The 25398-nt window shown below is 55.5% G+C and carries 29 protein-coding genes; 1 reads left to right on the forward strand and 28 read right to left on the reverse strand.

Going from position 1 to position 25398, the window contains the following annotated elements; genetic code table 11:
• Positions 1-84 precede the first annotated feature (84 nt).
• The 24 genes from ylqF to NSS88_RS03000 all read right to left on the reverse strand — a co-directional run bounded on the left by ylqF (position 85) and on the right by NSS88_RS03000 (position 22472).
• Entirely contained in the window at positions 85-951 is an 867-nt protein-coding gene (gene ylqF, locus NSS88_RS02885) for a ribosome biogenesis GTPase YlqF (protein WP_033011146.1), read from the reverse strand.
• Between the two features lie 12 nt (positions 952-963).
• The gene (lepB, locus tag NSS88_RS02890; RefSeq protein ID WP_033016029.1) at positions 964-1515 is read right to left on the reverse strand and encodes a signal peptidase I; all 552 of its coding nucleotides are present in this window, start codon (positions 1513-1515) and stop codon (positions 964-966) included.
• A gap of 119 nt (positions 1516-1634) precedes the next feature.
• A complete protein-coding gene (gene rplS, locus NSS88_RS02895; protein ID WP_014195437.1) occupies positions 1635-1985 on the reverse strand; it encodes a 50S ribosomal protein L19 in 351 nt (116 codons plus the stop codon).
• Between the two features lie 135 nt (positions 1986-2120).
• Positions 2121-2882 carry a tRNA (guanosine(37)-N1)-methyltransferase TrmD gene (gene trmD / locus NSS88_RS02900; RefSeq protein WP_162839645.1) on the reverse strand — a complete coding sequence of 254 codons (762 nt, stop codon included), beginning with the start codon at positions 2880-2882 and terminating at the stop codon, positions 2121-2123.
• Positions 2882-3400 (reverse strand): ribosome maturation factor RimM, encoded by a 519-nt coding sequence (gene rimM, locus NSS88_RS02905; RefSeq protein WP_033011151.1) that lies wholly within the window; start codon positions 3398-3400, stop codon positions 2882-2884. The genes trmD and rimM overlap by 1 nt, the downstream gene beginning before the upstream one ends.
• 14 nt (positions 3401-3414) lie before the next feature.
• On the reverse strand, positions 3415-3801 hold the full coding sequence (locus tag NSS88_RS02910; protein ID WP_033011152.1) for a YlqD family protein: 387 nt from the start codon (positions 3799-3801) through the stop codon (positions 3415-3417).
• 46 nt (positions 3802-3847) lie between these two features.
• A complete protein-coding gene (locus tag NSS88_RS02915; RefSeq protein WP_033016030.1) occupies positions 3848-4084 on the reverse strand; it encodes a KH domain-containing protein in 237 nt (78 codons plus the stop codon).
• A gap of 11 nt (positions 4085-4095) precedes the next feature.
• Positions 4096-4368 carry a 30S ribosomal protein S16 gene (gene rpsP, locus NSS88_RS02920; RefSeq protein WP_033011154.1) on the reverse strand — a complete coding sequence of 91 codons (273 nt, stop codon included), beginning with the start codon at positions 4366-4368 and terminating at the stop codon, positions 4096-4098.
• 94 nt (positions 4369-4462) lie between these two features.
• Entirely contained in the window at positions 4463-5803 is a 1341-nt protein-coding gene (ffh, locus tag NSS88_RS02925; RefSeq protein ID WP_033011155.1) for a signal recognition particle protein, read from the reverse strand.
• 18 nt (positions 5804-5821) lie between these two features.
• Positions 5822-6154 carry a putative DNA-binding protein gene (locus NSS88_RS02930; protein WP_033011156.1) on the reverse strand — a complete coding sequence of 111 codons (333 nt, stop codon included), beginning with the start codon at positions 6152-6154 and terminating at the stop codon, positions 5822-5824.
• 208 nt (positions 6155-6362) lie between these two features.
• Positions 6363-7352 carry a signal recognition particle-docking protein FtsY gene (gene ftsY / locus NSS88_RS02935; protein ID WP_033011157.1) on the reverse strand — a complete coding sequence of 330 codons (990 nt, stop codon included), beginning with the start codon at positions 7350-7352 and terminating at the stop codon, positions 6363-6365.
• Positions 7353-7367: 15 nt separating this feature from the next.
• Positions 7368-10931 (reverse strand): chromosome segregation protein SMC, encoded by a 3564-nt coding sequence (gene smc, locus NSS88_RS02940; protein ID WP_049624362.1) that lies wholly within the window; start codon positions 10929-10931, stop codon positions 7368-7370.
• 140 nt (positions 10932-11071) lie between these two features.
• Positions 11072-11812: a ribonuclease III gene (rnc, locus tag NSS88_RS02945; protein ID WP_033016039.1), complete on the reverse strand. Its 741-nt coding sequence runs from the start codon at positions 11810-11812 to the stop codon at positions 11072-11074.
• Positions 11813-11993: 181 nt separating this feature from the next.
• A complete protein-coding gene (gene acpP, locus NSS88_RS02950; RefSeq protein WP_033016040.1) occupies positions 11994-12227 on the reverse strand; it encodes an acyl carrier protein in 234 nt (77 codons plus the stop codon).
• A gap of 60 nt (positions 12228-12287) precedes the next feature.
• The gene (fabG, locus tag NSS88_RS02955; protein WP_033011164.1) at positions 12288-13031 is read right to left on the reverse strand and encodes a 3-oxoacyl-[acyl-carrier-protein] reductase; all 744 of its coding nucleotides are present in this window, start codon (positions 13029-13031) and stop codon (positions 12288-12290) included.
• Positions 13032-13038: 7 nt separating this feature from the next.
• Complete coding sequence (gene fabD / locus NSS88_RS02960; protein WP_061580846.1) at positions 13039-13980, reverse strand: ACP S-malonyltransferase; 942 nt, start codon at positions 13978-13980, stop codon at positions 13039-13041.
• Positions 13981-14000: 20 nt separating this feature from the next.
• Complete coding sequence (gene plsX, locus NSS88_RS02965) at positions 14001-14984, reverse strand: phosphate acyltransferase PlsX (RefSeq protein ID WP_061580847.1); 984 nt, start codon at positions 14982-14984, stop codon at positions 14001-14003.
• The gene (gene fapR, locus NSS88_RS02970) at positions 14968-15564 is read right to left on the reverse strand and encodes a transcription factor FapR (RefSeq protein WP_033011168.1); all 597 of its coding nucleotides are present in this window, start codon (positions 15562-15564) and stop codon (positions 14968-14970) included. Before fapR ends, plsX begins: the two co-directional genes overlap by 17 nt.
• A 113-nt stretch (positions 15565-15677) precedes the next feature.
• Positions 15678-17726: an ATP-dependent DNA helicase RecG gene (gene recG, locus NSS88_RS02975; protein ID WP_341082953.1), complete on the reverse strand. Its 2049-nt coding sequence runs from the start codon at positions 17724-17726 to the stop codon at positions 15678-15680.
• A complete protein-coding gene (gene sdaAA / locus NSS88_RS02980) occupies positions 17723-18607 on the reverse strand; it encodes an L-serine ammonia-lyase, iron-sulfur-dependent, subunit alpha (RefSeq protein ID WP_055358402.1) in 885 nt (294 codons plus the stop codon). The genes recG and sdaAA overlap by 4 nt, the downstream gene beginning before the upstream one ends.
• 67 nt (positions 18608-18674) lie before the next feature.
• Entirely contained in the window at positions 18675-19337 is a 663-nt protein-coding gene (gene sdaAB, locus NSS88_RS02985) for an L-serine ammonia-lyase, iron-sulfur-dependent subunit beta (RefSeq protein WP_047818118.1), read from the reverse strand.
• A gap of 93 nt (positions 19338-19430) precedes the next feature.
• The gene (locus NSS88_RS02990) at positions 19431-20309 is read right to left on the reverse strand and encodes an IS982-like element ISGsp1 family transposase (RefSeq protein ID WP_095858768.1); all 879 of its coding nucleotides are present in this window, start codon (positions 20307-20309) and stop codon (positions 19431-19433) included.
• 112 nt (positions 20310-20421) lie between these two features.
• Positions 20422-22092 (reverse strand): DAK2 domain-containing protein, encoded by a 1671-nt coding sequence (locus NSS88_RS02995; RefSeq protein ID WP_061580849.1) that lies wholly within the window; start codon positions 22090-22092, stop codon positions 20422-20424.
• Between the two features lie 17 nt (positions 22093-22109).
• Positions 22110-22472, reverse strand: a complete 363-nt coding sequence (locus NSS88_RS03000; RefSeq protein WP_033011178.1) for an Asp23/Gls24 family envelope stress response protein — start codon at positions 22470-22472, stop codon at positions 22110-22112.
• A 226-nt stretch (positions 22473-22698) separates the two neighbouring features.
• Here NSS88_RS03000 and rpmB point away from each other — a divergent pair, with 226 nt between their 5' ends.
• Positions 22699-22884: a 50S ribosomal protein L28 gene (gene rpmB / locus NSS88_RS03005; RefSeq protein ID WP_033011180.1), complete on the forward strand. Its 186-nt coding sequence runs from the start codon at positions 22699-22701 to the stop codon at positions 22882-22884.
• Positions 22885-22923: 39 nt separating this feature from the next.
• Here rpmB and spoVM read toward each other — a convergent pair whose 3' ends face one another.
• From spoVM to rsgA, 4 genes are all read right to left on the reverse strand, one after another.
• Entirely contained in the window at positions 22924-23004 is an 81-nt protein-coding gene (gene spoVM / locus NSS88_RS03010) for a stage V sporulation protein SpoVM (protein WP_033011182.1), read from the reverse strand.
• Between the two features lie 83 nt (positions 23005-23087).
• Positions 23088-23738 carry a thiamine diphosphokinase gene (locus NSS88_RS03015; protein ID WP_061580850.1) on the reverse strand — a complete coding sequence of 217 codons (651 nt, stop codon included), beginning with the start codon at positions 23736-23738 and terminating at the stop codon, positions 23088-23090.
• A gap of 115 nt (positions 23739-23853) precedes the next feature.
• Entirely contained in the window at positions 23854-24510 is a 657-nt protein-coding gene (gene rpe / locus NSS88_RS03020) for a ribulose-phosphate 3-epimerase (protein WP_033011186.1), read from the reverse strand.
• A gap of 3 nt (positions 24511-24513) precedes the next feature.
• Positions 24514-25395 (reverse strand): ribosome small subunit-dependent GTPase A, encoded by an 882-nt coding sequence (gene rsgA / locus NSS88_RS03025; protein ID WP_033011188.1) that lies wholly within the window; start codon positions 25393-25395, stop codon positions 24514-24516.
• Positions 25396-25398 lie beyond the last annotated feature (3 nt).

Consider the following 25398-nt stretch of genomic DNA (forward strand, 5'->3'; position numbering starts at 1 on the left):
TTCATAGAACTTTTGACGCTACCCTACTTATACTATCGGCCATGTTCAGCCGGCTGTGAAGCAAAAAACGCCCGCCGGACGCCATTACGTCCAGGAAGCGGGCGTTTCAAAACTCAACCGTCCTAATTTTTCGGTGCGAATGTCGTATAAGACAATGTCAGCGACCTTGTCATAGTCAATGCCGCCGCCCGCTGTCAGGCAGCCGCGCCGCCGGCCGATGGCGTCAAATAAGGCGACGATGTCATCGGGGATGCTGTCAAGGCGGTAGCGCTCCGACAGCCGTTCCGGATAATGGACTGACAAAAAGCGGAGCGCATAGGCAGCGACGTCTTGCAAGTTCAAAATTTCATCTTTGATCGCTCCGGTGACCGCGAGCTTGAAGCCGACGTCTTCATCCTCGAACTTTGGCCATAAAATCCCTGGCGTATCAAGCAGCTCCATTTCTTTGCCGACTTTGATCCATTGCTGCGCTTTCGTCACCCCCGGCTTATCGCCGGTTTTGGCGATATGGCGGCCGGCGAGCCGGTTGATGAGCGTCGATTTGCCGACATTCGGGATGCCGACAATGAGCGCCCGCACGGGGCGTGGATTTTTAATGCCCTTCGCCCGCATTTTCTCAAATTTCTCTTTTACCATTTCTTTGGCAATGAAAGCGATTTGCCTGACCCCCGTCCCGCTTTGCGCATCGATGGCGATGGCTGTTCGGCCTTGGCCGCGGAAATAGCGGATCCATTGCTCAGTCACGGCCTCATCGGCCATATCCGCCTTATTGAGCAAAATGAGGCGCGGCTTTTGTCCGAGAATGTCATCGATCATCGGGTTGCGCGATGACATCGGCAAACGGGCGTCAAGCAGCTCAAACGCTACGTCGATCAACTTTAATTTTTCTTGCACTTCCCTCTTCGCTTTTGCCATATGGCCGGGAAACCATTGAATCACTGTCATTGGCATCACCTGCCTCGTTTATTTCACAATCCGGGCGTCAGAAAGCGGCCAATACACAAGATTCGCCTTGCCAACGACTTTTGACATCGGAATGAAGCCGATATGGCGGCTGTCTTTGCTGAAGCGGCGATTGTCGCCCATGACGAACAAATGCCCTTCCGGCACCGTGCTCCGCCCGGTCAATTCCTCAAGTGTAAACGGCTCGGTCAGCGGCCCGTCGGCAACCTGCTTTTTACGTTCGTCCAAATACGGCTCTTTATACGGTTTGCCGTTTACGTACAAGGTATCATTTTTGTACTCGATCCGGTCGCCCGGCAAGCCGATCACCCGTTTAATATAGTCTCTCCCTTCCTCGGCATGAAACACAATAATATCGAAACGATGAGGCATGCCGATTTTGTAGGCCAACTTATTGACAATCATCCGCTCGTGATTATGTAACGTCGGCATCATCGAAATGCCGTCGACGATAATCGGGGCAAAAATAAAGTAGCGGATGCCCCCGGCCAACAGCACCGCAACAACAATGGCTTTCAGCCATTCGCGCCATTCGCTTTTTTTCTGTTCCATTGTCCACCCACCTAAATCAAAGTTTGCAGTCGTGGATCACTACCGTAATCATCATTGGCGGTAGTGAAAAAAGGAGCTTGAAAGCAAGCTCCTTTTCCGCTGTGATCCACCGTTGCCCGTTATTGGGCCGTTTTTTCTTTAATGCGCGCCGCTTTGCCGCGAAGTTCACGCAAGTAGTACAATTTCGCACGGCGAACTTTCCCGCGGCGGATGACTTCCAATTTTGCGATTTTCGGCGTATGCACCGGGAATGTGCGCTCAACGCCGACGCCATAGGACACTTTGCGGACGGTGAACGTTTCGCTGATGCCCGCTCCGCGCCGTTTGATGACGACACCTTCAAACACTTGGATGCGTTCGCGGTTGCCTTCCACAACTTTCACGTGGACGCGCACCGTGTCGCCCGGGCGGAAATCCGGCAAGTCGGTCCGCAATTGTTCTTTCGTGATCTCTTGGATTAAATGATGCATCATTTTCCACTCCTTCCACAGATGTTCATGCCAATGCGTTTGATCATTGCAGCGGAACATCGTTTTCCGTCCTTAAGCGGACTGCTTCAGTCACACAAAAGATATGATAGCATAAACGCCGGGCACAAGCAATAGTTATTCGCATTGAGAGCCGCTGTTTTCCGTTTCGCGTTCATGTTCCCACTCTTTCAGCCATTGCTTTTGTTTCTCGGTGAGCGGATAGCCGGCGAGCAAATCCGGGCGGCGCAAAAACGTGCGCCGGAGCGACTCCTTCTCGCGCCATTCAGCAATGAGCTGGTGGTTCCCGGAAAGCAAAATGTCCGGCACTTTCATGCCGCGAAAGTCGGCTGGCCTTGTGTATTGCGGATACTCCAGCAGGCCGGAACTGAACGAGTCGTCAACCGGCGACGCTTCGTTGCCGAGCACGCCGGGCAGCAGGCGGACGACGCTGTCGACGATGACCATGGCGCCGAGCTCCCCGCCTGTTAAAATGTAATCGCCGATCGAAATTTCATCGGTCGCCAAATATTGGCGGATGCGCTCATCATATCCTTCGTAATGGCCGCAAATAAGCACCAAATGCTCTTCTTGGGCGAGCTCTTCTGCCTTTTTTTGCGTGTAGCGCTCGCCTTGCGGGCAAAGCAAAATAATGCGCGCGCCAGGCGAGCCGGCTGTCACATGTTCCACCGCGTCGAAGATCGGCTGCGGCTTCAGCACCATGCCGGCGCCGCCACCGTACGGGTAATCATCAACCGTCTTATGCTTGTTGTCGGCAAATTCGCGGAAGTCAACAAGCCGGATGTCCACCGCCCCTTTTTCTTGCGCCTTCTTTAAAATCGACTCATTCAATACGCCGGAAAACATGTCGGGAAACAGCGTCAAAATATCGATCCGCATCATTCAAGCAGCCCTTCCATCGGTCGGATGATGATCGTTTTTTGCGCCGGATCGACGCGAAGAACGACTTCGTCGATGTACGGAATGAGCGCATCGGTGCCGTCGCCGCGCCGGACGACCCAGACGTCGTTCGCCCCCGGCGTTAAAATTTCCCTGACCGTGCCGATCGTTTCTCCTTCTTCCGTTACGACGGTACAGCCGATGATTTCATGGAAATAATACTCGCCTTCCGCGAGTTCACCGAGCTGGCTTTCCGGCACTTTCAGCATCGCTCCTTTAAACGGTTCGACATCGTTGATGCTGTCATAGCCTTCAAACGACAGCAAGTCGAACGATTTATGGACGCGATGGCTTTTCACCGTCACTTCGATCGGCTCGCTGTCGCGTTCGCGGAAAATGTACAGCTTGTTTCCTTTTTTGTATCGCTCTTCCGGAAAATCGGTGCGGGAAATGACGCGCACTTCGCCGCGAATGCCGTGCGTATTGACGATTTTGCCGACGTTAAACCATCGTTCCATTCTTTGCTCCCTCCTTAGCGAATCTCTTTCACGACGCCGTCTTCAACGATAATGGCGCGCGTTTTCGTCACCTCTTCCCAGCGGTCGCCGACGTTCACCTCAATGAGCGCCTCGACTTCCCGCTCTTTCAATTCACTTCCTAACGGTAGCATATGTAACTGTTCAAGCTGAAACTCAAGCAGCTTGATTTTCTCCATCCGGTCGTCGATTTCTTTGGCAAAATATTGCTTTACAAGACTAGCCGGGTATTTCCCGCTTTTCTCCATCCGCTTTTGCTCGAAGCGAAGCTGGCCGCACTCGCGCTCCAACTGCTGCTTGCGCGCCGCAAATGCCGCCGCAAGCTCTTGTTTGCTCCGCTCGGTGACAACTTGCCGCACTTCGACCGTTTGAATGAGCTTCATCCCCATCCCCCTTTACGGCGATATCAAAAAAGGGAGAGGAACATCCTCACCCTTTTTCTTTCACGTGCACAATCACCCGCTTGGGCGATCCAGCGGCGGCGGCATAGACGACCGTGCGGATCGCATGGATCGTCCGTCCTTGTTTGCCGATCACTTTGCCGATATCGTCATCGTGCATCGACAGTTCATAGATGACGGCCGTCTCTTCCTCACGGGTTTCGACCGCCACCGCCTCCGGATGATCGACAAGCGCCTTGACGATCGTTTCAATGAGCGGTTTCATGTGCATCCCGCTTATTTGCCGTATTTCAAGTTATGGAACTTCTCTAAAATGCCTTGTTTCGACAGCAAGCTGCGCACCGTGTCGGACGGTTTGGCACCGTTTTGCAGCCATTTGAGCGCCAGCTCTTCATCGATTTTGATTTCGGCTGGCTCCGCAACCGGATTGTATGTGCCGATCGTTTCAATGAAGCGGCCGTCGCGCGGCGAGCGGGAATCCGCCACAACAATGCGGTAAAACGGTTTTTTCTTTGCGCCCATGCGTTTTAAACGAATTTTTACTGCCATAGTTTGTACGCACCTCCGTATAGTGTTCACACAAGATAGTATATTAACAATTCTTTTTCCGTTTGTAAAGGTTTTTCGCTTAACAGAACATCATTTACATAAATGGGAAGCGAAATCCTTTTTTCTTCCCTTTGGGCATATTCGTCATCATTTTCATCATTTTTTTCATGTCATCAAATTGCTTGAGCAGCCGGTTGACGTCTTGCACGGTCGTGCCGCTCCCTTTGGCGATCCGCCTTTTGCGGCTAGCGTTGATGATTTCCGGATGCATTTTCTCCTCTTTCGTCATCGAGCGGATGATCGCTTCGACGCGGGCGATTTGCTTTTCATCGACTTGAATGTTGGAAAGCCCTTTGATTTTATTGGCTCCCGGCAGCATTTTAATCAGTTCGTCAAGCGGCCCGAGCTTGCGCACTTGGCCGAGCTGCTCCAAAAAGTCGTCAAGCGTGAAGGTGGCCGTGCGCATTTTTTGTTCGAGCTCTTTCGCCTTCTCCTCATCAACGGCGGCCTGCGCTTTTTCAATGAGCGTCAAGACATCGCCCATCCCTAAAATGCGGGACGCCATCCGCTCCGGATGAAACGGCTCGAGCGCATCCAGTTTTTCGCCCATCCCGGCGAACTTGATCGGCGCTCCCGTCACGGCGCGAATCGACAGCGCCGCCCCGCCGCGCGTGTCGCCATCGAGCTTCGTCAAAATAACGCCGGTGATGCCGAGCTGTTCATGGAAGCTTTGCGCGACATTGACGGCGTCTTGACCGGTCATGGCGTCGACAACGAGGAAAATTTCGTCCGGCTTGACCGCCTCTTTCATTTGCTTCAGTTCATCCATGAGCGCCTCATCAATGTGAAGGCGGCCGGCCGTGTCGATCAGCACATAGTCGTAATGCTCTTCTTTCGCCCGCTCGAGCGCCTGTTTCGCGATCTCGACTGGATTGGCGTCCTCGCCGAGCGAAAAGACAGGAACGTTCAGCTGTTTGCCGAGCGTCTCCAGCTGCTTGATCGCCGCCGGGCGGTAGACGTCAGCAGCGACCAGCAGCGGCTTCCGGTTATGGCGCTTGCGCAGCAAGTTGGCGAGCTTCCCAGTCGTTGTCGTCTTCCCAGCCCCTTGCAGGCCAACCATCATGACGACCGTCGGCGGCTTTTTGGCGACCGCGATTTTGCTCTGTTCGCCGCCCATTAACGCCGTCAGCTCCTCTTTGACCACTTTAATCACCTGCTGGCCCGGCGTCAAGCTTTTCATCACTTCCTGCCCGACGGCCCGTTCGCTCACCCGTTTGATGAAATCTTTGACGACTTTAAAGTTGACGTCAGCCTCGAGCAAAGCGAGACGCACTTCGCGCATCATCTCTTTGACATCCGCTTCGGTGACTTTCCCTTTGCCGCGGATGCGGTTCATCACCTGCTGCAAACGTTCGGACAATCCTTCAAACGCCATGGCGGCCACCCCCTTTTTTTAATCAAGTTCATCCAGCTCGCGGACAAGCGCCGCCAATTCGGCGTCAGCGCCGTAATGCCGGCTGATGTAGTCTTTCAGCCGCTCGATGGCCTGCCGCCGCTGTTCATATTTTTGCAGCAGCCCGAGCTTCTCTTCATACTGCTCAAGCATCGCTTCTGTGCGCCGGATGTTATCGTACACCGCCTGGCGGCTCACCTCATATTGTTCAGCAATTTCCCCGAGGGAGTAGTCGTCCAAGTAGTACAGCGCCATGTAATTGCGCTGTTTCGGCGTCAACAGCGCGTGATAAAAATCATACAAATAGTTCATGCGCATCGTTTTTTCGAGCACCGAACGCTCCCTCCCCCGTTGTTAAGTAAATTCCCTTTACAAGTGAGTGTACTTTGTTTTCCGGCTCTTGTCAAGATGAGGACGATTTTTCCCCCCATAAAAGCAAGGCTGGGGCGCGGTTGGCCGCCAGCCTGGCGGGAAAACACGGATGCAGGCCGCGCCGATGCCGTACGAGCCGCTAAACGGCATGCAACTGGCCAACTAGCCGTTATTGTTCATCGAACAAACCGGCAAACAGTCCGTATACATATTTTTCTGCATCAAACGGCTGCAAATCGTCCATCTTTTCGCCGAGGCCGACGAATTTCACCGGGATGGCCAGCTCGTTGCGAATGGCGAGCACGATGCCGCCTTTTGCCGTTCCGTCGAGCTTTGTCAACACGATGCCGGTCACATCGGTCGCTTCTTTAAACAGCTTCGCCTGACTCATCGCATTTTGCCCGGTCGTCGCATCAAGCACAAGCAGCACTTCATGCGGAGCGCCCGGGATTTCGCGGCTGATGACGCGCTTCACTTTTTCAAGCTCTTTCATTAAGTTCACTTTGTTTTGCAGCCGCCCGGCTGTGTCACACAACAACACGTCAACGCTGCGTGCTTTTGCCGCCTGAATGGCGTCGTACATAACGGCCGCCGGGTCGGAGCCGGCCGCCTGCTTAATGACATCGACCCCAACGCGTTCGCCCCATACTTCCAACTGCTCAATCGCTCCGGCGCGGAACGTGTCGCCTGCGGCCAAGAGCACCGATTTCCCTTCCGATTTCAGCTTATGCGCCAGTTTTCCGATCGTCGTCGTCTTGCCAACGCCGTTGACGCCGACGAACAATATGACCGTCAGCCCTCCTTCTTGCATATTCAAGGCGGAAAGCTCGTTGTCATCGGCGCCGGCGCGGTAAATGTCAATCAGTTTTTCCGCGATCACGTCGCGCATTTGCGCCGAATCTTGAATGTTGCGGCGCTTCACTTCCATTTTCAGCTCATCGACCAGTTCCATGACGGTCGCCACGCCGACGTCAGCGGCGATTAAAATTTCCTCCAGCTCTTCGAAAAATTCCTCATCGACTTTCCGGTAGCGGGCGATCAAGTCGTTCACTTTCCCGGCGAGTGAATCGCGCGTTTTCGACAGCCCTTCCTTAAACTTTTCCGTGACGGCATCCGCCTGTTTTGTCCACTTTTCTTTCAACTTTTGAAAAAAGCCCATCGAGGCTCCTCCTTTCTATGACGACACGAGTTGCTTGGAGTCTTCCAAACGGACGGAAACGAGCTTCGAGACGCCCGATTCTTGCATCGTGACGCCATACAGCACGTCCGCCTCTTCCATCGTCCCTTTCCGGTGGGTGATGACGATAAATTGCGTATCGCGGCTGAACCGCTTCAAATATTGGGCGTAGCGCTGCACGTTCGCTTCATCAAGCGCCGCCTCGACTTCATCGAGGACGCAAAACGGCACTGGGCGCACTTTTAAAATCGAGAACAAAAGGGCGATCGCCGTCAACGCCCGCTCACCGCCTGAAAGCAGGCTTAAGTGCTGCAGCTTTTTCCCCGGCGGCTGGGCGACGATCTCCACCCCGGTTTCAAGCAAGTCGTTCGGGTCAGTCAGGCGCAAATCGGCGCGCCCGCCGCCGAACAGCTCGCGGAACACCTCGCCGAAATGAGCGCGGATTTGTTCGAACGTTGAAAAAAACCGTTTTTTCATTTCCTCGTCCATTTCGTCGATCACTTGATGGAGCGTCGCTTTCGCCTCTTCCAAATCGGCTTTTTGCTCGCTCAAAAAACGGTGCCGTTCGGAAACGCGCTCATATTCATCGATCGCTCCTAAATTGACGGTGCCGAGCTCATCGATGGCGCGCTTGATCAGCTTCACTCGCTTGCGCGCCTCTTCGGCCCCGATTTCAAGCGGATAGGCCAAACGGGCCGCCTCAAACGACATTCCATACTCTTCGCCAAGCCGGGTGAGCAAGTTATCAAGCTCAACGTCCAGCCGGTTCAACTTCACTTCTTCGTCTTTGACCACATCGACAAGCTGTTTATGCTGGCGCTTCGCTTCTTTCCATTCCCGCTCCAAATGCTCAAGCCGCCCTTGGCAGTCAAGCCGCTGTTCGCGGCGGCTGGCGATGAGTTCAATCGTTTTTTGCTTGTCTTCTAGCTTTTGCTGCCGCTGTTGCTCCAGTTTGTCCTCGTTCCAGGACGGCGCGTTCATTTCGGCGGCAAGGGCGGCGCGCTCCCGTTCGGCTGCTTCGAGCTCGCGGGCCGTTTCAGCCAATTCCGTTTCAAGCTCCTCCACTGTCCGCCGCGCGTGTTTCACCCGTTCTTTCGTCTCGGCCAAAGCGACTTTTTGTTCTGTGATCGCGGCTTGCAGCGCTTCTTTTGTCGTTTGCTCCGTCTGTTTTTGCGCCTGCAGCCGGCTGATGTCGTCGTCAATCGCTTGCAGCTTTCCGGCAAGCTGCTCAAGCTGTCTGTCAACGGCGACGAGACGGCGGTTGAGTTCCGCCGCTTCACGCTCATCGTTCGCTTTTTCTTCATCGTACAGCGCGAGCCGCTCGTCGATCCGCTTTTTTTGCCAGTCGAGTTCACGTTGTTCGTCTTTTTGCGCCTGCAACGACTGCTGCAGCGCCGCCATCTTCTCTTGCAGCGCAGCCGCCTCCCGTTCCCGCTCCGCCCGCTCTCGCTCTTTCCCTGCGATATCGCGCTCGAGCCGGGCGATCGTTTCATCCATTTCACGCAATTTGGCAGCCATCGCCTCGAGCTCGCGGGCTCGGCCCAACAGCGAAGCCGTCTTTTTCGCCGCCCCGCCGCCGGTCATCGCGCCGCCCGGACTGACGACATCGCCGTCAAGGGTGACGAGCCGATAGCGGTACTGAAGGAGTTTGGCGAGTTCATTGGCTCCTTTTAAGTCCGCCGTGACGATGACGTGGCCAAGCAAATGGGCGATCGCCGCCTGGTGGGCGCGATCGTACTCGACCAGTTCGCTTGCGATGCCGACAAACGCCGGATGGCCGCTGATCATCGCCCGCTCCCGCTCCGACAGGGCGCGCGCTTGAATGACGTCAAGCGGCAAAAACGTCGCCCGCCCATGGCCGTTCGTTTTCAAATAGTGGATGGCTTGCCGCGCCGCCGCTTCGCTGTCGACGACGATGTGCTGCATCGCGCCGCCGAGCGCCGTTTCGAGCGCCGTTTCGTAGCGGTCCGGCACGCGGATCAGCTCAACGATTGCGCCATGAATACCGGGAAGCCGGTCGCGCGCTTTTAATACTTCCTTCACCCCTTGGAAAAATCCGGCATAATCGTGTTGCATCTCTTCCAGCCATTGCTTGCGCGCTTTTGTTTGCTGCCGGTATTGACGCGCCTGCTGCAAAAGCGACTCATTCCGTTCGAGCTCCGCCTTTTGTGCCGCAAGTGCGGCCGTCATATGAGCCAGCTTCCCGCTCGTCTCAGCGATGGCTTGTTCAAGGCGGGACTGCTCAGCACGCGAAGCCGCCAGTTTTCGTTCTATCTGCTCGCGTTCAGCAAGATGGTGGCGGTTCGCTTCGTCGAGCGCCGCCCGCTTGGCCTGCAGCTTGCCGATCGCCTGCTCCACATGCGTGCGCTCGTTTTTCAACGCCGCTTGTTCGTGGACAAGGTCGATATAATCGCCCTTTCGCCGCTCGATCTCCTCCTCAAGATCAACCTCATACTCGGAAAGCGACATTTGTTTCTCTTTCAGCTCTTTCTCCAGCGCCGCGGCAGCGCCCTCAAGCCGGGCGAGCTCAGCCCGCTCTGCACGGAGCCGTTCGGCCAGGCGGCGCTGTTTCGCCGTTAAAGCGGCGGCAGTCTCCTCAAGCTGCTCTTTCCGCTTTTCTGCATTTTTTTTCCTCTCTTTTAACACTTCCTTCCGGCCTTCGAGTTTTTCAAGCTCCTCGCTTGCCAACAGCAGCACTTGCTGCAGGCCGTCGATCGACTCGTCAATGGCCGCCATTTGGTCGCGCAGCTGTTCGATATGGGCTTCCATTTTGTGCAGCGCCGCCGCCAGCGCTCCTTCCTCTTGCTGGTGCCGATCAAGCGCTTCCTTCAGTCCGCTCCATTGCCGGTGCAGCTCCTCGATGTCGTGCACCATAAGCGCCACTTCAAACCGCTCGAGCTCCTCGCGTTTTTCCAAATACTCTTTGGCGATTGACGCCTGCATCCGAAGCGGTTCAAGCTGCTGTTCGAGCTCATGCAAAATGTCGTTGACGCGATGCAAGTTGTCTTGTGTTTCCGCAAGTTTTGTTTCCGCCTTTTTTTTGCGCAGCTTGTATTTCAAGACACCGGCCGCTTCTTCAAAAATCGTACGCCGCTCTTCCGGCTTGCTGCTTAAAATTTCTTCGACCCGGCCTTGGCCGATGATCGAAAACGCCTCCTTGCCAAGCCCGGAGTCCAGAAACAAATCGACAATATCTTTTAAGCGGCACGGCTGGCGGTTGATGAAAAACTCGCTTTCCCCGGAGCGGTAAACGCGCCGGGTGATGCTCACCTCTTGATACTCAAGCGGCAAAAAGCCATCTTCGTTGTCGAGCGTGATCGTCACTTCGGCGACATTCAGCGGCTTGCGCGAGTCGCTGCCGGCGAAAATGACGTCTTCCATTTTTGCCCCGCGCAGCGATTTCGCCGACTGCTCGCCGAGCACCCAGCGGATCGCGTCGGTAATGTTGCTTTTGCCGCTTCCGTTCGGGCCGACAACCGCCGTGACACCGGGGACAAAATCAATCGATACGCGGTCGGCGAATGATTTGAAGCCGATCACATCTAACCGTTTCAGGAACATGATACGATGCTTCACCATCTTTCCGCTTTGATCTCGGCCCGCCGGAGCGGACCGGGACAGGCTGCTGTTTTCAATATACCACCACAGTGCGTCGAGAAAAAATGTTCATACAAAAAGACTGACGTAAAAGCGCCAGCCTTCTATGGCCGCTCGGCAGCCCGCAGCGTCTCAAGCGCCATTTGTGCCGCATGCTGCTCGGCTTCCTTTTTGGAGCGGCCGACACCGATGCCGAGCTCTTGGCCGTTTAACGCCACGCGGGCGACGAACTCTTTGTTGTGGGCCGGTCCTTTTTCTTCCAAAATGGTGTATTCAAGCGTCCCGCTGCCGTCGCGCTGCACGAGTTCCTGCAGCTGGCTTTTAAAATCCATCACATGAGAAAAAGCACCTTCATCTATTTTGGGAAAGATCGTTTGCCCTAAAAAATGGAGGACCGCCTCCATTCCTTGATCCAAATAAAGGGCGCCGATAAACGCTTCAAACACGTCAGCCAAAAGCGCCGGGCGCGTCCGTCCGCCGGTCAGCTCCTCGCCTTTGCCAAGCAAAACGAGTTCGCCAAACGACAGGGAGTTGGCAAATTTCACAAGCGACGGCTCGCAGACAATGGCCGCCCGCAGCTTTGTCAACTGCCCTTCGCTCATATGTGGGAATTTTTGAAACAAATATTGGGAAACGGTCAGCTCCAGCACGGCGTCGCCCAAAAACTCGAGCCGTTCATTATCCTCGTGAAGCCGCCGCCGATGCTCATTCACATACGATGAATGGGTGAACGCTTGCATCAACAGCTTTTCATTTTGGAAGGTGATCCCGATTTTCCTTTGCAGTTCTTGAAACTTCGCCCGCCTTTTTTCGTGGATGCGTTCTTTGTCTTTTTGTTTTGACATAAAAATGCCCTCCGACTTCGTTCCAGACAAAACTGGCCGTATACTATCCTTTATTATATCCGTTCACCATCCCGCTACGCGAGTGGCAAAGGCGCCTTTTTTCCGCGGCTAGGTCCCGTGCGCCTCTTAAAAAGCAGAGAAAGCCCCGTTCGGAGCAACGGGACTTTGCAAAAAAGCGGGATTACAGATGGCTTTTTATGTAGTTCACAGCATCTCCGACTGTGACAATTTTTTCCGCTTCTTCGTCGGAAATTTCCATGTTGAATTCGTCTTCGAGCTCCATGACCAATTCGACGATGTCGAGCGAGTCAGCACCCAAATCGTCTTTGAACTTCGCCTCGAGCGTCACTTGCGATTCGTCAACCCCGAGCCGGTCGACGATGATTTTCGTGACACGTTCCAATACGTCTGCCATTCTGTTCACCTCCCTTCATGATTATAGTCGATTCTCAGGGAAAATACTAGCCGCCTTTTGTTACGGCATGACCATGCCGCCATCAACGTGAAGCGTCTGGCCGGTCATGTAGCCGGCGGCGTCGGACGCGAGAAACGCCACAACGCGGGCGACGTCATCCGGCTCGCCGAAACGGGCGAGCGGAATTTGTTTTAACATTTCCCCCTTCAATTCCTCGCTGAGTGCTTCGGTCATATCGGTTGTAATGAATCCCGGTGCGACGGCGTTGACGGTGATGTTCCGGCTGGCGAGTTCGCGCGCGGCCGTCTTCGTCAATCCGATGACGCCGGCTTTGGCCGCCACGTAGTTCGCCTGCCCAGGGTTGCCGATGACCCCGACGACGGAGGCGATGTTGATGATCCGGCCGCCGCGCTGCTTCATCATCGGCCGTGTCACAGCCTTCGTACAAAGAAATACCCCTTTTAAGTTCGTATTAATCACCGCATCCCATTCTTCTTCTTTCATCCGCATGAGCAAATTGTCGCGCGTAATGCCGGCGTTGTTCACCAAAATGTCGAGGCGGCCGAACTGGTCGAGCGCTGTTTTCACCAAGCGCTCCACCTCCTCCGCCCGGGCGACGTCCGCCTGGACGGCGATCGCTTCGCGGCCGAGCGAGCGGATCATCTCAACGACTTCATTCGCTTTTGCCTCGCTGCCGGCATAGTTGACAACGACGTTCGCCCCTTGACGGGCGAGCTCCAAGGCAACCGCCCGGCCGATGCCGCGCGACGCCCCGGTAACGAGGGCGATTTTTCCTTCAAGCATTGTTTTGTTATTCTCCTTTCAGCGCCGCAATGGTCGTTTCCAAGGAAGCGAGATCGTTTACCGCATAAACACGGGCGTTGCGGTCGATTTTTTTCACGAGACCGGACAACACTTTCCCCGGTCCGATTTCGACAAACGTGTCGACCCCAAGCGCCAACAGCGTGCGCACCGACTGTTCCCAGCGCACCGGCGAATAGAGCTGTTCAATCAGAAGCCGGGCAATGTCCTCTTTCTTCGTCACCGGCTCAGCCGTTACGTTGGCGATGACGGGAACAGAAGCATCTTCAATGGCCAGGCTGTCAAGAACAGCCTGCAGTTTTTCCGCCGCCGGCTTCATGAGCGACGAATGGAACGGTCCGCTCACTTCCAGCGGAATGACGCGTTTCGCGCCGCGCTCTTTCGCCAACTGCCCCGCCTTTTCCACTCCCGCTTTCGAACCGGAGATGACGATTTGCCCCGGGCAGTTGAAATTGGCCGGCTCAACCGGATGGCCTTGGGCGGCAATTTCGTTCGTCACCGCTTCGAGCGCCTCTGCCTCCATCCCTAATACGGCAGCCATCGTCCCTTCGCCGGCCGGCACCGCTTCATCCATCAGCTCGCCGCGGCGGCGCACCGCATAGACAGCGTCGGCAAACGACATGGCGCCGGCGGCCACGAGCGCCGTGTATTCACCCAAACTATGGCCGGCGACGTAATCGGCCTTCAAGCCTTCTCCGTCTACGAGCTGAAGCAAGGCGATGCTGGCGGTCAAAAGCGCCGGCTGGGCGTTGTACGTCAGCGTCAGCTCAGCTTGCGGCCCGTTGAACATGAGCGAAGAAAGCGGAAATCCGAGCCGCTCGTCAGCCGCCTCAATCACCGCACGGGCGCGGGCGTCGCGGTCGGCGGCGTCCTTGGCCATGCCGACCGTTTGCGACCCTTGTCCCGGAAATAAAAAGGCGATTTTACCCATTTTGCTTCCTCCTTTATCCATTATGCCCGCTCGAGCTCCGCTTTGATCGTGCCAATGACATCATGGGCCACTATCTCGCGCGCTTGGCGGACGGCATGGAAAATAGCGTTCGCATCGGATGAGCCGTGCGCTTTAATGACCGGAGCGTTCAAGCCGAACAACGCCGCCCCGCCGTATTCGGAGTAGTCCATCATCTTTTTCAGTCCGGCGAGCTTCGGCTTGAGGACAGCGGCGGCGAGTTTTGCGACCGCGCCGCTTGTCAGCGTCTGCTTGAGCAACGAAAAAAGCGCCATCGCCGTTCCCTCGATCGTTTTTAAGGCGACATTGCCGGCAAACCCATCAGCGACAACGACATCGGCCACGCCATTGAGCAAATCGCGCGCCTCCACATTGCCGATGAAATGAAGGTTCGTTTCTTTCAGCAAGGAGAACGCCCGCTTCACGGTTTCATTCCCTTTTTGATCTTCGGTGCCGACGTTGAGCAGGCCGATGCGCGGCTTGGCGATGCCCCGCACTTGTTGGGCATACACGTGCCCCATAATCGCATATTGCTGCAAATGCTCCGGGCGGGCGTCGACATTGGCGCCGACATCCAAAAAGACAAACCCCCGCCCGTCCAGCGTAGGCAATGTCGGCGCGAGCGCTGGCCGGTCGATGCCGGCAATCCGCCCAACGACAAACAGCCCAGTCGCCATCAACGCACCAGTATTGCCGGCCGATATGCACGCGTCAGCGCGCCCTTCTTTCACTTCTTCCGCCATGCGCACCAACGACGAGTTTTTTTTGCGCCGCACAGCCCGCACCGGCTCATCGGTCGCTTCAATCACCTCATCGGCATGGAGGATCGACAGGCGCCCACCGTCCGGCACATGCGGACGGATTTTCGCTTCGTCGCCGATAAGCGTAATATGAATGTCGGGAAAATGCGCGGCGGCTCGAGCCGCCCCAAGGACGATTTCGCGTGGAGCATGGTCGCCTCCCATGGCATCAATCGCGATGTTCATTGCTGTCGCCATCCTTTTTCTCTATGTTTGAACGATACATTTCGAACGTTCCGGAAAACACGAGCTCTTGGCCGACGTAGCTGTTTACGTCGACAATCGTGCGCCCGTTCGCCGTTTTGCCGGTCACCTTCGCCTTCGCCACCACCCGTTCGCCTTCCTTGACTTGACGAACAAAGCGGATCGTCGCTTTCGCCGTCAGCGCCAATTCGTCATGGATTACGGCAACGGCGAGCGAATTCGCCTGGGCGAACAAATGATGGCCGCGGGCGATGCGGGTGCGCCGGAACACATGATCTTCTTTCACATCGAAAATGGAAATGGCGCTCTCATCCGGCTCAATGTCGATAATATCGCCGATCACTTCCTCAAGCGGCAGCGCCCGCACTTTATCCGCGAACGACTGGCGGGCAACATGTTTAATGCGCTCGCGCAGCTCCGGAATCGACAGTTCAAGCCGGTCGAGGCGGATCGTCTGCACGCTGACTGAGAACTTTTCTGCCAGCTCTTCGTCGGTGATAAACGGATTTTCCCGGATCGTCTCCTGCAGCAGCCGTTGCCGTTCGCGTTTGCTTTTTCTCATCGATTCGTTACACCGTCCGGTTTTATGACTAGGTACTAAAAGTAATATATAATATCAAAAAACGGAATGCAAGCAGAAAAAGTGAAAAGCGGCCACATTTTGCCGCCTGCCTATTAATCTAGCTTTTCTCCATCGAGCACGCCGGACGCCTCAAGTTCGGCGCGCAGCCCCGCGTACGCTTCATCACGCCAAAACGCCGTCATCGACACGAGTTTGGCGGCATCGCGGCGCGCGACTTCCAAGATGCGGTAATCATGCACCGGATCGCCAAATTGAAACTCCGGAAGCCCGCTTTGTTTCGTGCCGAAAAAATCGCCTGGACCACGCAGCTCCAAATCCTTTTCCGCCAGCACAAACCCGTCCGTCGTCTCCGTCATGATGCGCATCCGTTCTTTACCGACTTCCGATTTCGGGTCGGCAATTAAAATGCAGTATGACTGGGCGTCCCCCCGCCCGACCCGGCCGCGCAGCTGATGAAGCTGGGCAAGTCCAAACCGTTCGGCGTCATAGATGACCATCACGGTGGCGTTCGGCACATTCACCCCGACTTCCACGACCGTTGTCGAAACGAGCACATGAATGCGGTTTTCACTGAACGCTCGCATCACCGCTTCTTTTTCATCGGCCGACAGCCGGCCGTGCATGAGGCCGATCTCATATTTCCCGCGGTAGTAGTGGACGAGCTGACTATGAACATCAATGGCATTTTGCACATCCAATTTTTCCGACTCTTCAATAAGCGGACAAATGACGTACGCCTGATGCCCCCGACGAAGCTCTTTTTCGATAAAATCGAGCACACGCGCGAATTGATGATGCTTGACCCAATGCGTTTCCACTTTCTTCCGCCCGGCCGGCATTTCGTCGAGCACTGATACGTCCATATCGCCGAACGCCGTGATCGCCAGCGTGCGCGGAATCGGCGTCGCCGTCATCATCAGCACGTCCGGGGCATGCCCCTTTTCGCGCAAAATGCGACGCTGCTCGACGCCAAACCGGTGCTGCTCATCAGTAATGGCGAGGCCGAGCCGGCGAAACTGTACACCTTCTTGAATCAACGCATGCGTCCCAATGACGATGTCGATCGCCCCTTCCTCCAATTCCGCAAGCAGCTCTTTGCGCCTCTTCCCTTTCACGGAGCTTGTCAACAGCGCCAGCGTGACATCTGTGCCGGCAAACAGGTCGGCGAGCGAGCGGGCATGCTGCTCAGCCAAAATTTCCGTCGGCACCATCAGCGCTCCTTGAAAGCCGGACAACACCGCCGCATACAGCGCCACGGCGGCCACGACCGTCTTGCCGGAGCCGACATCGCCTTGCAAAAGACGGTTCATTTGCCTTGGCGCCCGCATATCGGCCAAAATCTCCTTGATGACGCGCCGCTGGGCGTTCGTTAATGAAAACGGCAAAGCGGAAAGAAACGCCGCCAGCCGCTCTTCGGAAAACGAATGGGCGACGCCGTGCTGCCCGTCGCGCACAATTCGCCGAAACGCCTGCATTTTCAGCTGGTACAGCAAAAACTCTTCATAGACGAGCCGGCGTCGCGCCTGGTGCAACTCTTCACGCGAGCGCGGAAAATGAAGGGCGCGAACCGCCTCCTGCTTGTCGACAAGACGGTAGGCGCGGCGCAAAGCGGGCGGCAGCGGGTCGGGAATGTGCGCGCCAAACTGGGCGAACGCCGCCTTCATGAGCCGGCGCATCGTTTTGACCGTCAGCGGGCTGCGCACCGAATAGACCGGTTCAATGCCGGCCGTCTCCGGGGCGGCCCCGAAACGAAGCTCATAGGCGTTGATCGCCTGCCGGTGCCGGTCCCATTTGCCGATTACGGTCACCGTTTCATTGAAGGCGAGTTTTTCTTTCAAATACGGGCGGTTGAAGCAGACAACCGTGATTAAATAGCGGCCGGAAAGCAGGCGAAAGGAAAGGCGCGACTTTTTTTTTCCGTAATACGTTACAAGCGGGGCGCTGTGCACCTTCCCTTCCACTGTCACTTTTTCTTCATGGCGGGCGGCGGCTAGATCTTTTTGTTCGTAATCGTCATACCGGTACGGCGCATACATGAGCAGGTCGCCGACGGTTGTGATGCCGATGTCGGCGAGCGCCGCCGCCGTTTCTTCACCGATGCCTTTGACCGCCGTCACCGGCTGTTGCATCGTTTCGTTCACTTCGATGCCGCAGAAGCGCCGAAAATGCGGGCCGCGATGGCGCGGCCGGTCGGCGTCGCGGCCAACCCCCCTTGCGCAGTTTCTTTCAGCGCCACCGGCATGGCCGCGCCGATGCGGTACATCGCCTCGATCACTTCATCACACGGAATGCGGCTTTTTACACCGGCCAGCGCCATATCAGCAGCGATCATGGCGTTGGCCGCCCCCATCGCATTCCGTTTGACGCACGGCACTTCGACCAAGCCAGCGACAGGATCACATACTAATCCTAGCATATTTTTTAAGGCGATCGCCATCGCTTCGGCTGCTTGAGCAGGCGTTCCGCCGGCCAGCTCAACGAGCGCCGCTGCCGCCATGCCGGCTGCCGAACCGACTTCGGCTTGACAGCCGCCGGCCGCCCCTGAGATGGAAGCATTGTTGGCGACGACATAGCCGAACGCCCCAGCGGTGAACAAAAATTCGACCATTTCTTTTCTCGTCGGATTCAACCGCTCTTTCACGGCAAACAGCGTCCCGGGGACAACGCCGGCTGAGCCCGCTGTCGGCGTCGCACAAATGACGCCCATGGCCGCGTTCACTTCATTTGTCGCCATGGCTTTGCTGACGGCATCCAAAATCGTTTCCCCGGACAAAAAGCGACCCTGCTCGATATAGCGCTGCACCCGCACCGCATCGCCGCCTGTCAGCCCCGAGCGGGAAACGACTCCTTGCAGCCCTCTTTCAACAGCCCGCTCCATCACTTCGAGGTGGCGCTCCATTTGCGCCATAATCTCCTCCCGGCTGCGCCCGCTCACTTCGACTTCTTGGCGGATCATCACCTCAGCGATTTTGATTTGCTCTTTTTCCGCCAATGCAACAAGCTCGGCAACATTGCGAAACATTCTCTTTTCCCCATCCTTCCTGTCCGTCATCATGGCTGTCTTCGCAAAACATGGAACCGTTTTCGATTTAATCAACGAGTTTGGTTACTTGAATAATGTTAGGCAGCTGCTCCAACTCTTGCAAAAGCTCGTCGGTCAACGGTTGATCGACTTCGATCGTCATCAGCGCTTCCTTCCCTTTTTCCTTGCGCGATACTTCCATATGGCCGATATTAATGGCATGCTTCGCCAGCGCGCTGGCCACCGCCCCGATCGTCCCGTAACGGTCGTTATGCATGATTAATAGCGCTGGGTGATGGCCCGACAACTTTAACTCGAACCCGTTTAACTCGATGATTTCAATTTTCCCTCCGCCAATGGACACGCCGACAAGCTCAAGCTCCCCTTTTCCGTCGCCAATGCGCACACGCGCCGTGTTCGGGTGATGCGGAATCGCCTCTTCGGCGGAAAACGAGACGTCCATTCCCGCAGCCTGAGCGATCGCCAGAGCGTCCGGGATGCGCTCATCAAACGTATCAAATCCAAGCAGCCCGGCGACGATGGCCACATCGGTCCCATGCCCCCGGTACGTTTCGGCAAACGAGCCGTAAAACGAGATGCGCGCCCATTCAGGCTGTCTTCCAAACAGCTTGCGCGCGACGAGGCCGATGCGCGCCGCCCCGGCGGTATGCGAGCTTGACGGTCCGACCATCACCGGGCCGATGATGTCAAAGACGCTTTTATATTTCATCGGTGCCTTTCCTCCGTTCGCATAAAAAATAGAAGGGAATGCTCCCTTCTATTATTTTAACATATTAAACATACCCGTGGTGCTAGTTGAGCGTCAGCGCTCAACCAGCCCTAGTGTGACCAAGGAATAAGCCAACAAGATGCCATCGAGTGCCACTTCAAACCCGGCCATGGAATTCGCTCGAATGTCGGTGATCCGGTATTGGTCTACGAGAATCGAAAACACCGTCTCGATGACTTTGCGTTTTTTTTGGATCCATTCTTCCCATGCCTTGGATGGGCCGTGCTTTTGATTGTGTCGAGACGGTGTCCAGAACGCGACTTGGTGTTCTTCGTACAGCTTTTCTCGAAGAGCGTGGCTGATGTACCCTTTGTCCCCAAAGTTGTAGGGATGAGGGATTTGAGTCATCACCGTTTCAGCGGCTTTGACGTCGTGGCAGGACGCTTCCGTCACGACATAGCCCATGGCCAGCCCTTGATTGGTCACTTGAAGATGCAGCTTGAAACCGTAGTACCATTGCTTTTTGGAAGCACAATACCCCATATCCGCGATCCCTCGAAATCGCTTGACGCGCTGCATTCTTGCGGGATGGCACAACGGAAGAGGCAAGCTGTCGACGACCGCATAAGCATGGTGTTGGCCACGTTTCGCCAGCTCATGACGGATCCATTTGATGGCGAAACCAAGCGCCCGGCAGCGGCGGTTGTATCGGGAGCGTTCAAGAAACGAGCCGTTTGTGAACAAATTTCCCGTGACAAAACGATGCCAGGCTCGTTCGGAAGAAAAGCCCAGCAGCTTCCCCAAAAGGTGAACCGCCATGACCACTTCGTCTTCTTGCTTGACCAAGTGACGGTTGCGGCGATGAAGATACATTTGAATCAACGACAGTTGGGCAGAAACAAAACAGAAAATAGCGGCATATTGTTTTTGAAGTTTGGCTGGATCTGTAGTAAAATGAAAGTGCTCTTGCATGGGGGATCTCTCCTTTCGAATGTTGGGTGACACTTTCATTCTACTGGAGATCCGCCAGCAAGGGCTATTTTTATGCTTGATCAAGTTTATCTAGCACCACGGGTTAAACATATTATTCGACGGAAATGATAAACGGATAGAGCGGCTGCCGGCCGTTGTGCACTTCGACTTCCACTCCATCATATTCCGTTTCCAGATAGGCGACAACAGTTTCCACTTCCACTTCGGTCGCATCCTCACCGTACAAAATGGTGACAATTTCACTTTCCTCGTCAATGAGCGCATCAAGCAGCCGCTTCGTCACGGCCAACTTGTCCTTATCGGCGACGACGATGCGGTCATCGAATAGCCCCATGTAGTCGCCTTTTTCGATTTCGACGCCATCGATTGTTGTATCGCGCACGGAAAACGTCACTTGCCCCGTTTTTACCCGCGAAAGCGCCGCCGTCATCGCCCGCTCGTTTTGCTCGGCTGACTGCGCTGGATTGAACGCCAAGAGCGCCGCCATGCCTTGCGGAACGGTTTTCGATGGGATGACGATCACCTGCCGCTCGGAAAGCTCGGCCGCTTGTTTGGCCGCCATCACGACATTTTTATTGTTCGGCAGCACGAACACCGTCTCCGCGTTGACGCGGCGAATGGCCTCCGCGATTTCTTCGGTGCTTGGGTTCATCGTCTGTCCGCCTTCAATGACCGCGTGCGCGCCGATGCTTTGAAACAATTCGGCCACGCCGGCGCCCATCGCGACGGCAACGATGCCGTACGGCTTCGCTTCTTCCGCGCCAGCTTGCAGCGGCCGTTCCGCCTCTTTGCCGACGATGTTGGCATGCTGTTCGCGCATGTTTTCAATTTTAATGTTGATGAGACTTCCGTAGCGCTGGCCGTAGGTCAACACCTCGCCCGGCGTTTCCGAATGGATGTGCACTTTGACAAGCTCGTCGTCGGCGACGACAAGCAAAGAATCGCCAAATCGGCTCAAGTCGCGGCGAAACACTTCTTCGGAAAACGGATGCTGGGCCAGTTTGTCCTTCTCAAACCGAACCATGAATTCCGTACAGTAGCCAAACTCAATTTCGTCGGTATGAATATGGCTTTGCGCGCTTTGATGATGAGCCATCTTTACAAACTCTTCCATCGGTACTTCGGCGGGAGCGGTGCTGACAGCTTCTCCTTTCAAAGCGGCAAGGAATCCTTCGTACACGTACACAAGCCCTTGGCCGCCGCTGTCGACAACCCCGACTTCCTTTAAGACCGGCAGCAGCTCCGGCGTGCGCTTGAGCGCGGCTTTCGCCTCCGCAAGCGCCGCTTCCATCACCGCTACGACATCGCGATCTTTTTTCGCTGTTTCAATTGCCTTGCGCGCTGCCTCTCTCGCTACGGTGAGGATCGTTCCTTCGACCGGCTTCATCACCGCCTTATAGGCCGTATCGACCCCCGCTTGCAGGGCGGCGGCAAATTCGAAGCCGTCCACTTGCGGTTTTCCTTCCACCGCTTTGGCAAACCCGCGGAACAACTGCGACAAAATAACGCCGGAATTGCCGCGCGCCCCCATCAACAATCCTTTCGCCAGCGCCGCGGCGACGTTGCCGATATGGTCGGAGGCATGCGCCTTCACCTCTTTCGCTCCGGACGTCATCGACAAGTTCATGTTTGTTCCTGTATCGCCATCTGGAACCGGAAAGACGTTCAGCGCATCGACCGCCTTGGCGTTGTTCGCCAAATGCGCGGCTCCTTGCTGCACCATATCGGCAAACCGTCTTCCGTCAAGCGTCCTCATTGCCACCGGCTGATTCCCCCTTACTACGGATTCACCACCCGAACCCCTTGGACGTAAATGTTGATGGACTGAACCGCCAATCCAAGCGTCTGATCGAGTGTATATTTCACTTTCGACTGCACATTGTGGGCGACTTCGGAAATTTTCGTCCCGTAACTGACGATGATGTACATGTCGATATGTACTTCGCCGTTTTCCTCGCGGACGATAACTCCTTTGGAAAAGTTCTCACGGCGCAAAATTTCCGACAGCCCGTCGCGAATTTGATTTTTCGACGCCATTCCGACAATGCCGTAGCAATCGACGGCCGCTCCCCCGGCAATCATGGCAATGACCTCATTGGCAATTTCAATGCGCCCATATTTTGTTTGCCATTCAATTGACATGTTCGTTCCCCCTTTGCGTATCTCGCACAGCTACCCCCATTGTACTATAACGTTTTCTGTTTTCAAAGCGCTCGGCCGCCCACTAGTATTATTTAGCCGAAAACTGAAATATATGTCAAGGACATTTTCTTGAAAGAGAAAGAGCGCGTCTATTGCAATCCCTTCCGTTGTATGATAAATTATAATAGTGTTTTTAGAGGGATGTAAAAGCAAGGAGGGAAAAACGATGGCGAAATGCTTCATTACCGGCAAGAAAAAATCGTTCGGCAACACACGTTCGCACGCCATGAACGCCAGCCGCCGCACGTGGAAAGCCAACTTGCAAAAAGTGCGCATTTTAGTCGACGGCAAACCGAAACGCGTTTGGGTTTCGGCGCGCGCCCTGAAATCCGGAAAAGTAAAACGCGTCTAACCGTTCAACAAAAAAAGCACCAAAAATGGTGCTTTTTTCTTACCCTTTTTTAAACGCGTTCAACACCGCCCGCACAATTCCGCCTAAAAATTTCGGCAGCTTGATCGTATAAAACTTCATCCCGATTCCCTCCTCACACCCGTCATATCACGCGCTTCCCGCCATTTCCTTATCCAGTATATTCCGTTGCTGACCAATCGCAACTACGGGCAGCCGGCAAAATCGCTGCTCCTTATCATCATTAATATGCCTTCCGAAAACGAAAAAGTACCGGAAGATTGGATAAGTTCGTTACTAATACATAGTGTGGAACCGCGGGAAATATGACAGTCGGCCAATGGATATTTAAATCCAATAAGCGTGAGCCCCGCCACCGTTTCAGAAATCGGGATGTAAGACACATAGCGGTATCGATCGTCGCGTGTGATCGTATGCACGCCGGGCAGATGGACGGTCAACACATTTTGCCGGTCGACGATTTCAATCGGCCGGCCGGCGTATTTCAGCAACAGCTCGACATTGCCAAACAGATGGTCAAGCCGTCCGCCGGTGGCGCCAAACAGACGGATGTGGCAGGCGTCCTGTTCCACCGCCCAATCAAGGGCGATCTCCATATCTGTTTTGTCTTTTTCTGCCGGCCATATTTCCAAATCCGGAAGCATTTGCTGAAGTTTGGCCACTTCTTCAGCCGGCACGGAATCGAAATCGCCAAACGCCCGCACTGGCTGGAGGCCGGCTTCAAGCAGCGCCATTGTGCCGCGGTCGACGCCGACCCAATGCACATCCGCGCCGTCATAGCGGCGCAAGCTAGGGAGAAGCTCACGCGGGCCGCCGCCGACAATATGGATCGCCATTCCCCTTCCCCCTTTCGCCTTTTTCAATAAGAAAAAGCCTTGTTTCGCCTTGCCTGGCTTTTCCGGCGCTCACCGCCTACCGTTGCAGCGGCTGCCGGATGCAAGAGCCCATTCTCTACTTGGCGCACGCTTCTCGCAAAGCGCGAATGGCCGCCGCCCGGTCCGCCTCATTGTAAATGGCCGACCCGGCGACAAGCACATTCGCCCCGGCTTCGGCACAAAGCGGCGCTGTTTTCGCGTTGACGCCGCCGTCCACTTCGATGTCCAGCGCCTTGTTTTGTTCGCCGGCCAAACGGGCGACTTCGCGAATTTTCGGCACGACGGACGGAATGAACGCCTGCCCGCCAAACCCCGGGTTGACTGTCATCAATAGAACAAGATCGACGTCGGCGATGACATGGCGGATTGTCTCAACCGGCGTATGCGGATTCAACACGACCCCGGCCTTGACACCTTGCTCTTTAATAAAGTGAATCGTCCGGTGCAAATGCACGCACGCCTCGGCGTGGACGGAGATGATGTCCGCCCCGGCTTTGGCGAACGCCGGAATGTATCGGTCAGGGTCGGCGATCATTAAATGAACGTCAAGCGGCAGCTTCGTCACCGGGCGAATGGCGGCAACGACCGGCGGCCCAATCGTGATATTCGGCACGAACCGTCCGTCCATGACATCGACATGAAGCCAATCGGCTCCGCCTTCTTCCACCGAACGGATTTCCTCGGCCAAACGGGCAAAATCAGCTGACAAAATCGATGGCGCAATTCGAATCATCGTTCAATACCTCGGCTTTCGTTCTTTCATTTCCGCAACAAAACTTAAATAATGGTCGTAGCGGTACGGCGGAATGTCCCCGGCCTCAGCCGCCTCGCGGACCGCACATTTCGGTTCGGCCACATGAAGGCAGCCGCGGAACTTGCACCCTTCTCCGTATTCCCGGAATTCCGGAAAATAGCGCGGCAGCTCGTCAAGTTCAATATCGTCGAACTCGAGGGCGCTAAACCCCGGTGTGTCGGCGACGAGCCCGCCGGCCACCTCCAGCAGCTCGACGTGGCGGGTTGTATGTTTGCCGCGCCCTAAATGGGTGGAAATATCGCCGGTTTTCAGCCGCAAATCCGGGCGAAGCGCATTTAACAGCGATGACTTGCCGACGCCGGACTGTCCGGCAACGACCGAGACGCGGCCGCGCAGGTGCGCCGCCAGCTTATCGAGGCCGTCTTTTGTCACGGCCGACGTCTCAATCACCTCATAGCCAATACGCCGGTAATCACCTGCATAACGGGCGATCGCGTCTTTCGCCTCGCCATCGAGCAAATCCATTTTGCTAATGACGATAATCGGCGCAATTTCCTTCGATTCGATTAAGACGAGAAAGCGGTCCAACAGCTTGGCGCTAAAGTCCGGGCTTACGGCAGAAAAAACTAAAATCGCCTGTTCGACGTTGGCGATCGGCGGCCGCACCAGTTCATTTTGCCGCTCGCGAATGTCCAAAATGTAGCCTTCCGTCTCACTTGTCGCCGTAAAGACGACGCGGTCGCCGACAAGCGGCGTCACTTTTTGCTTGCGAAACACACCGCGCCCGCGGCACTGAAACACATTCCCTTCCGAGAGCACGTAATAAAATCCGCTCAACGCTTTGATGATTTGCCCTTCTGCCATAGC

The sequence above is a fragment of the Geobacillus sp. FSL W8-1251 genome (assembly GCF_038005945.1).
GTDB classification, from domain to species: Bacteria; Bacillota; Bacilli; order Bacillales; family Anoxybacillaceae; genus Geobacillus; species Geobacillus stearothermophilus.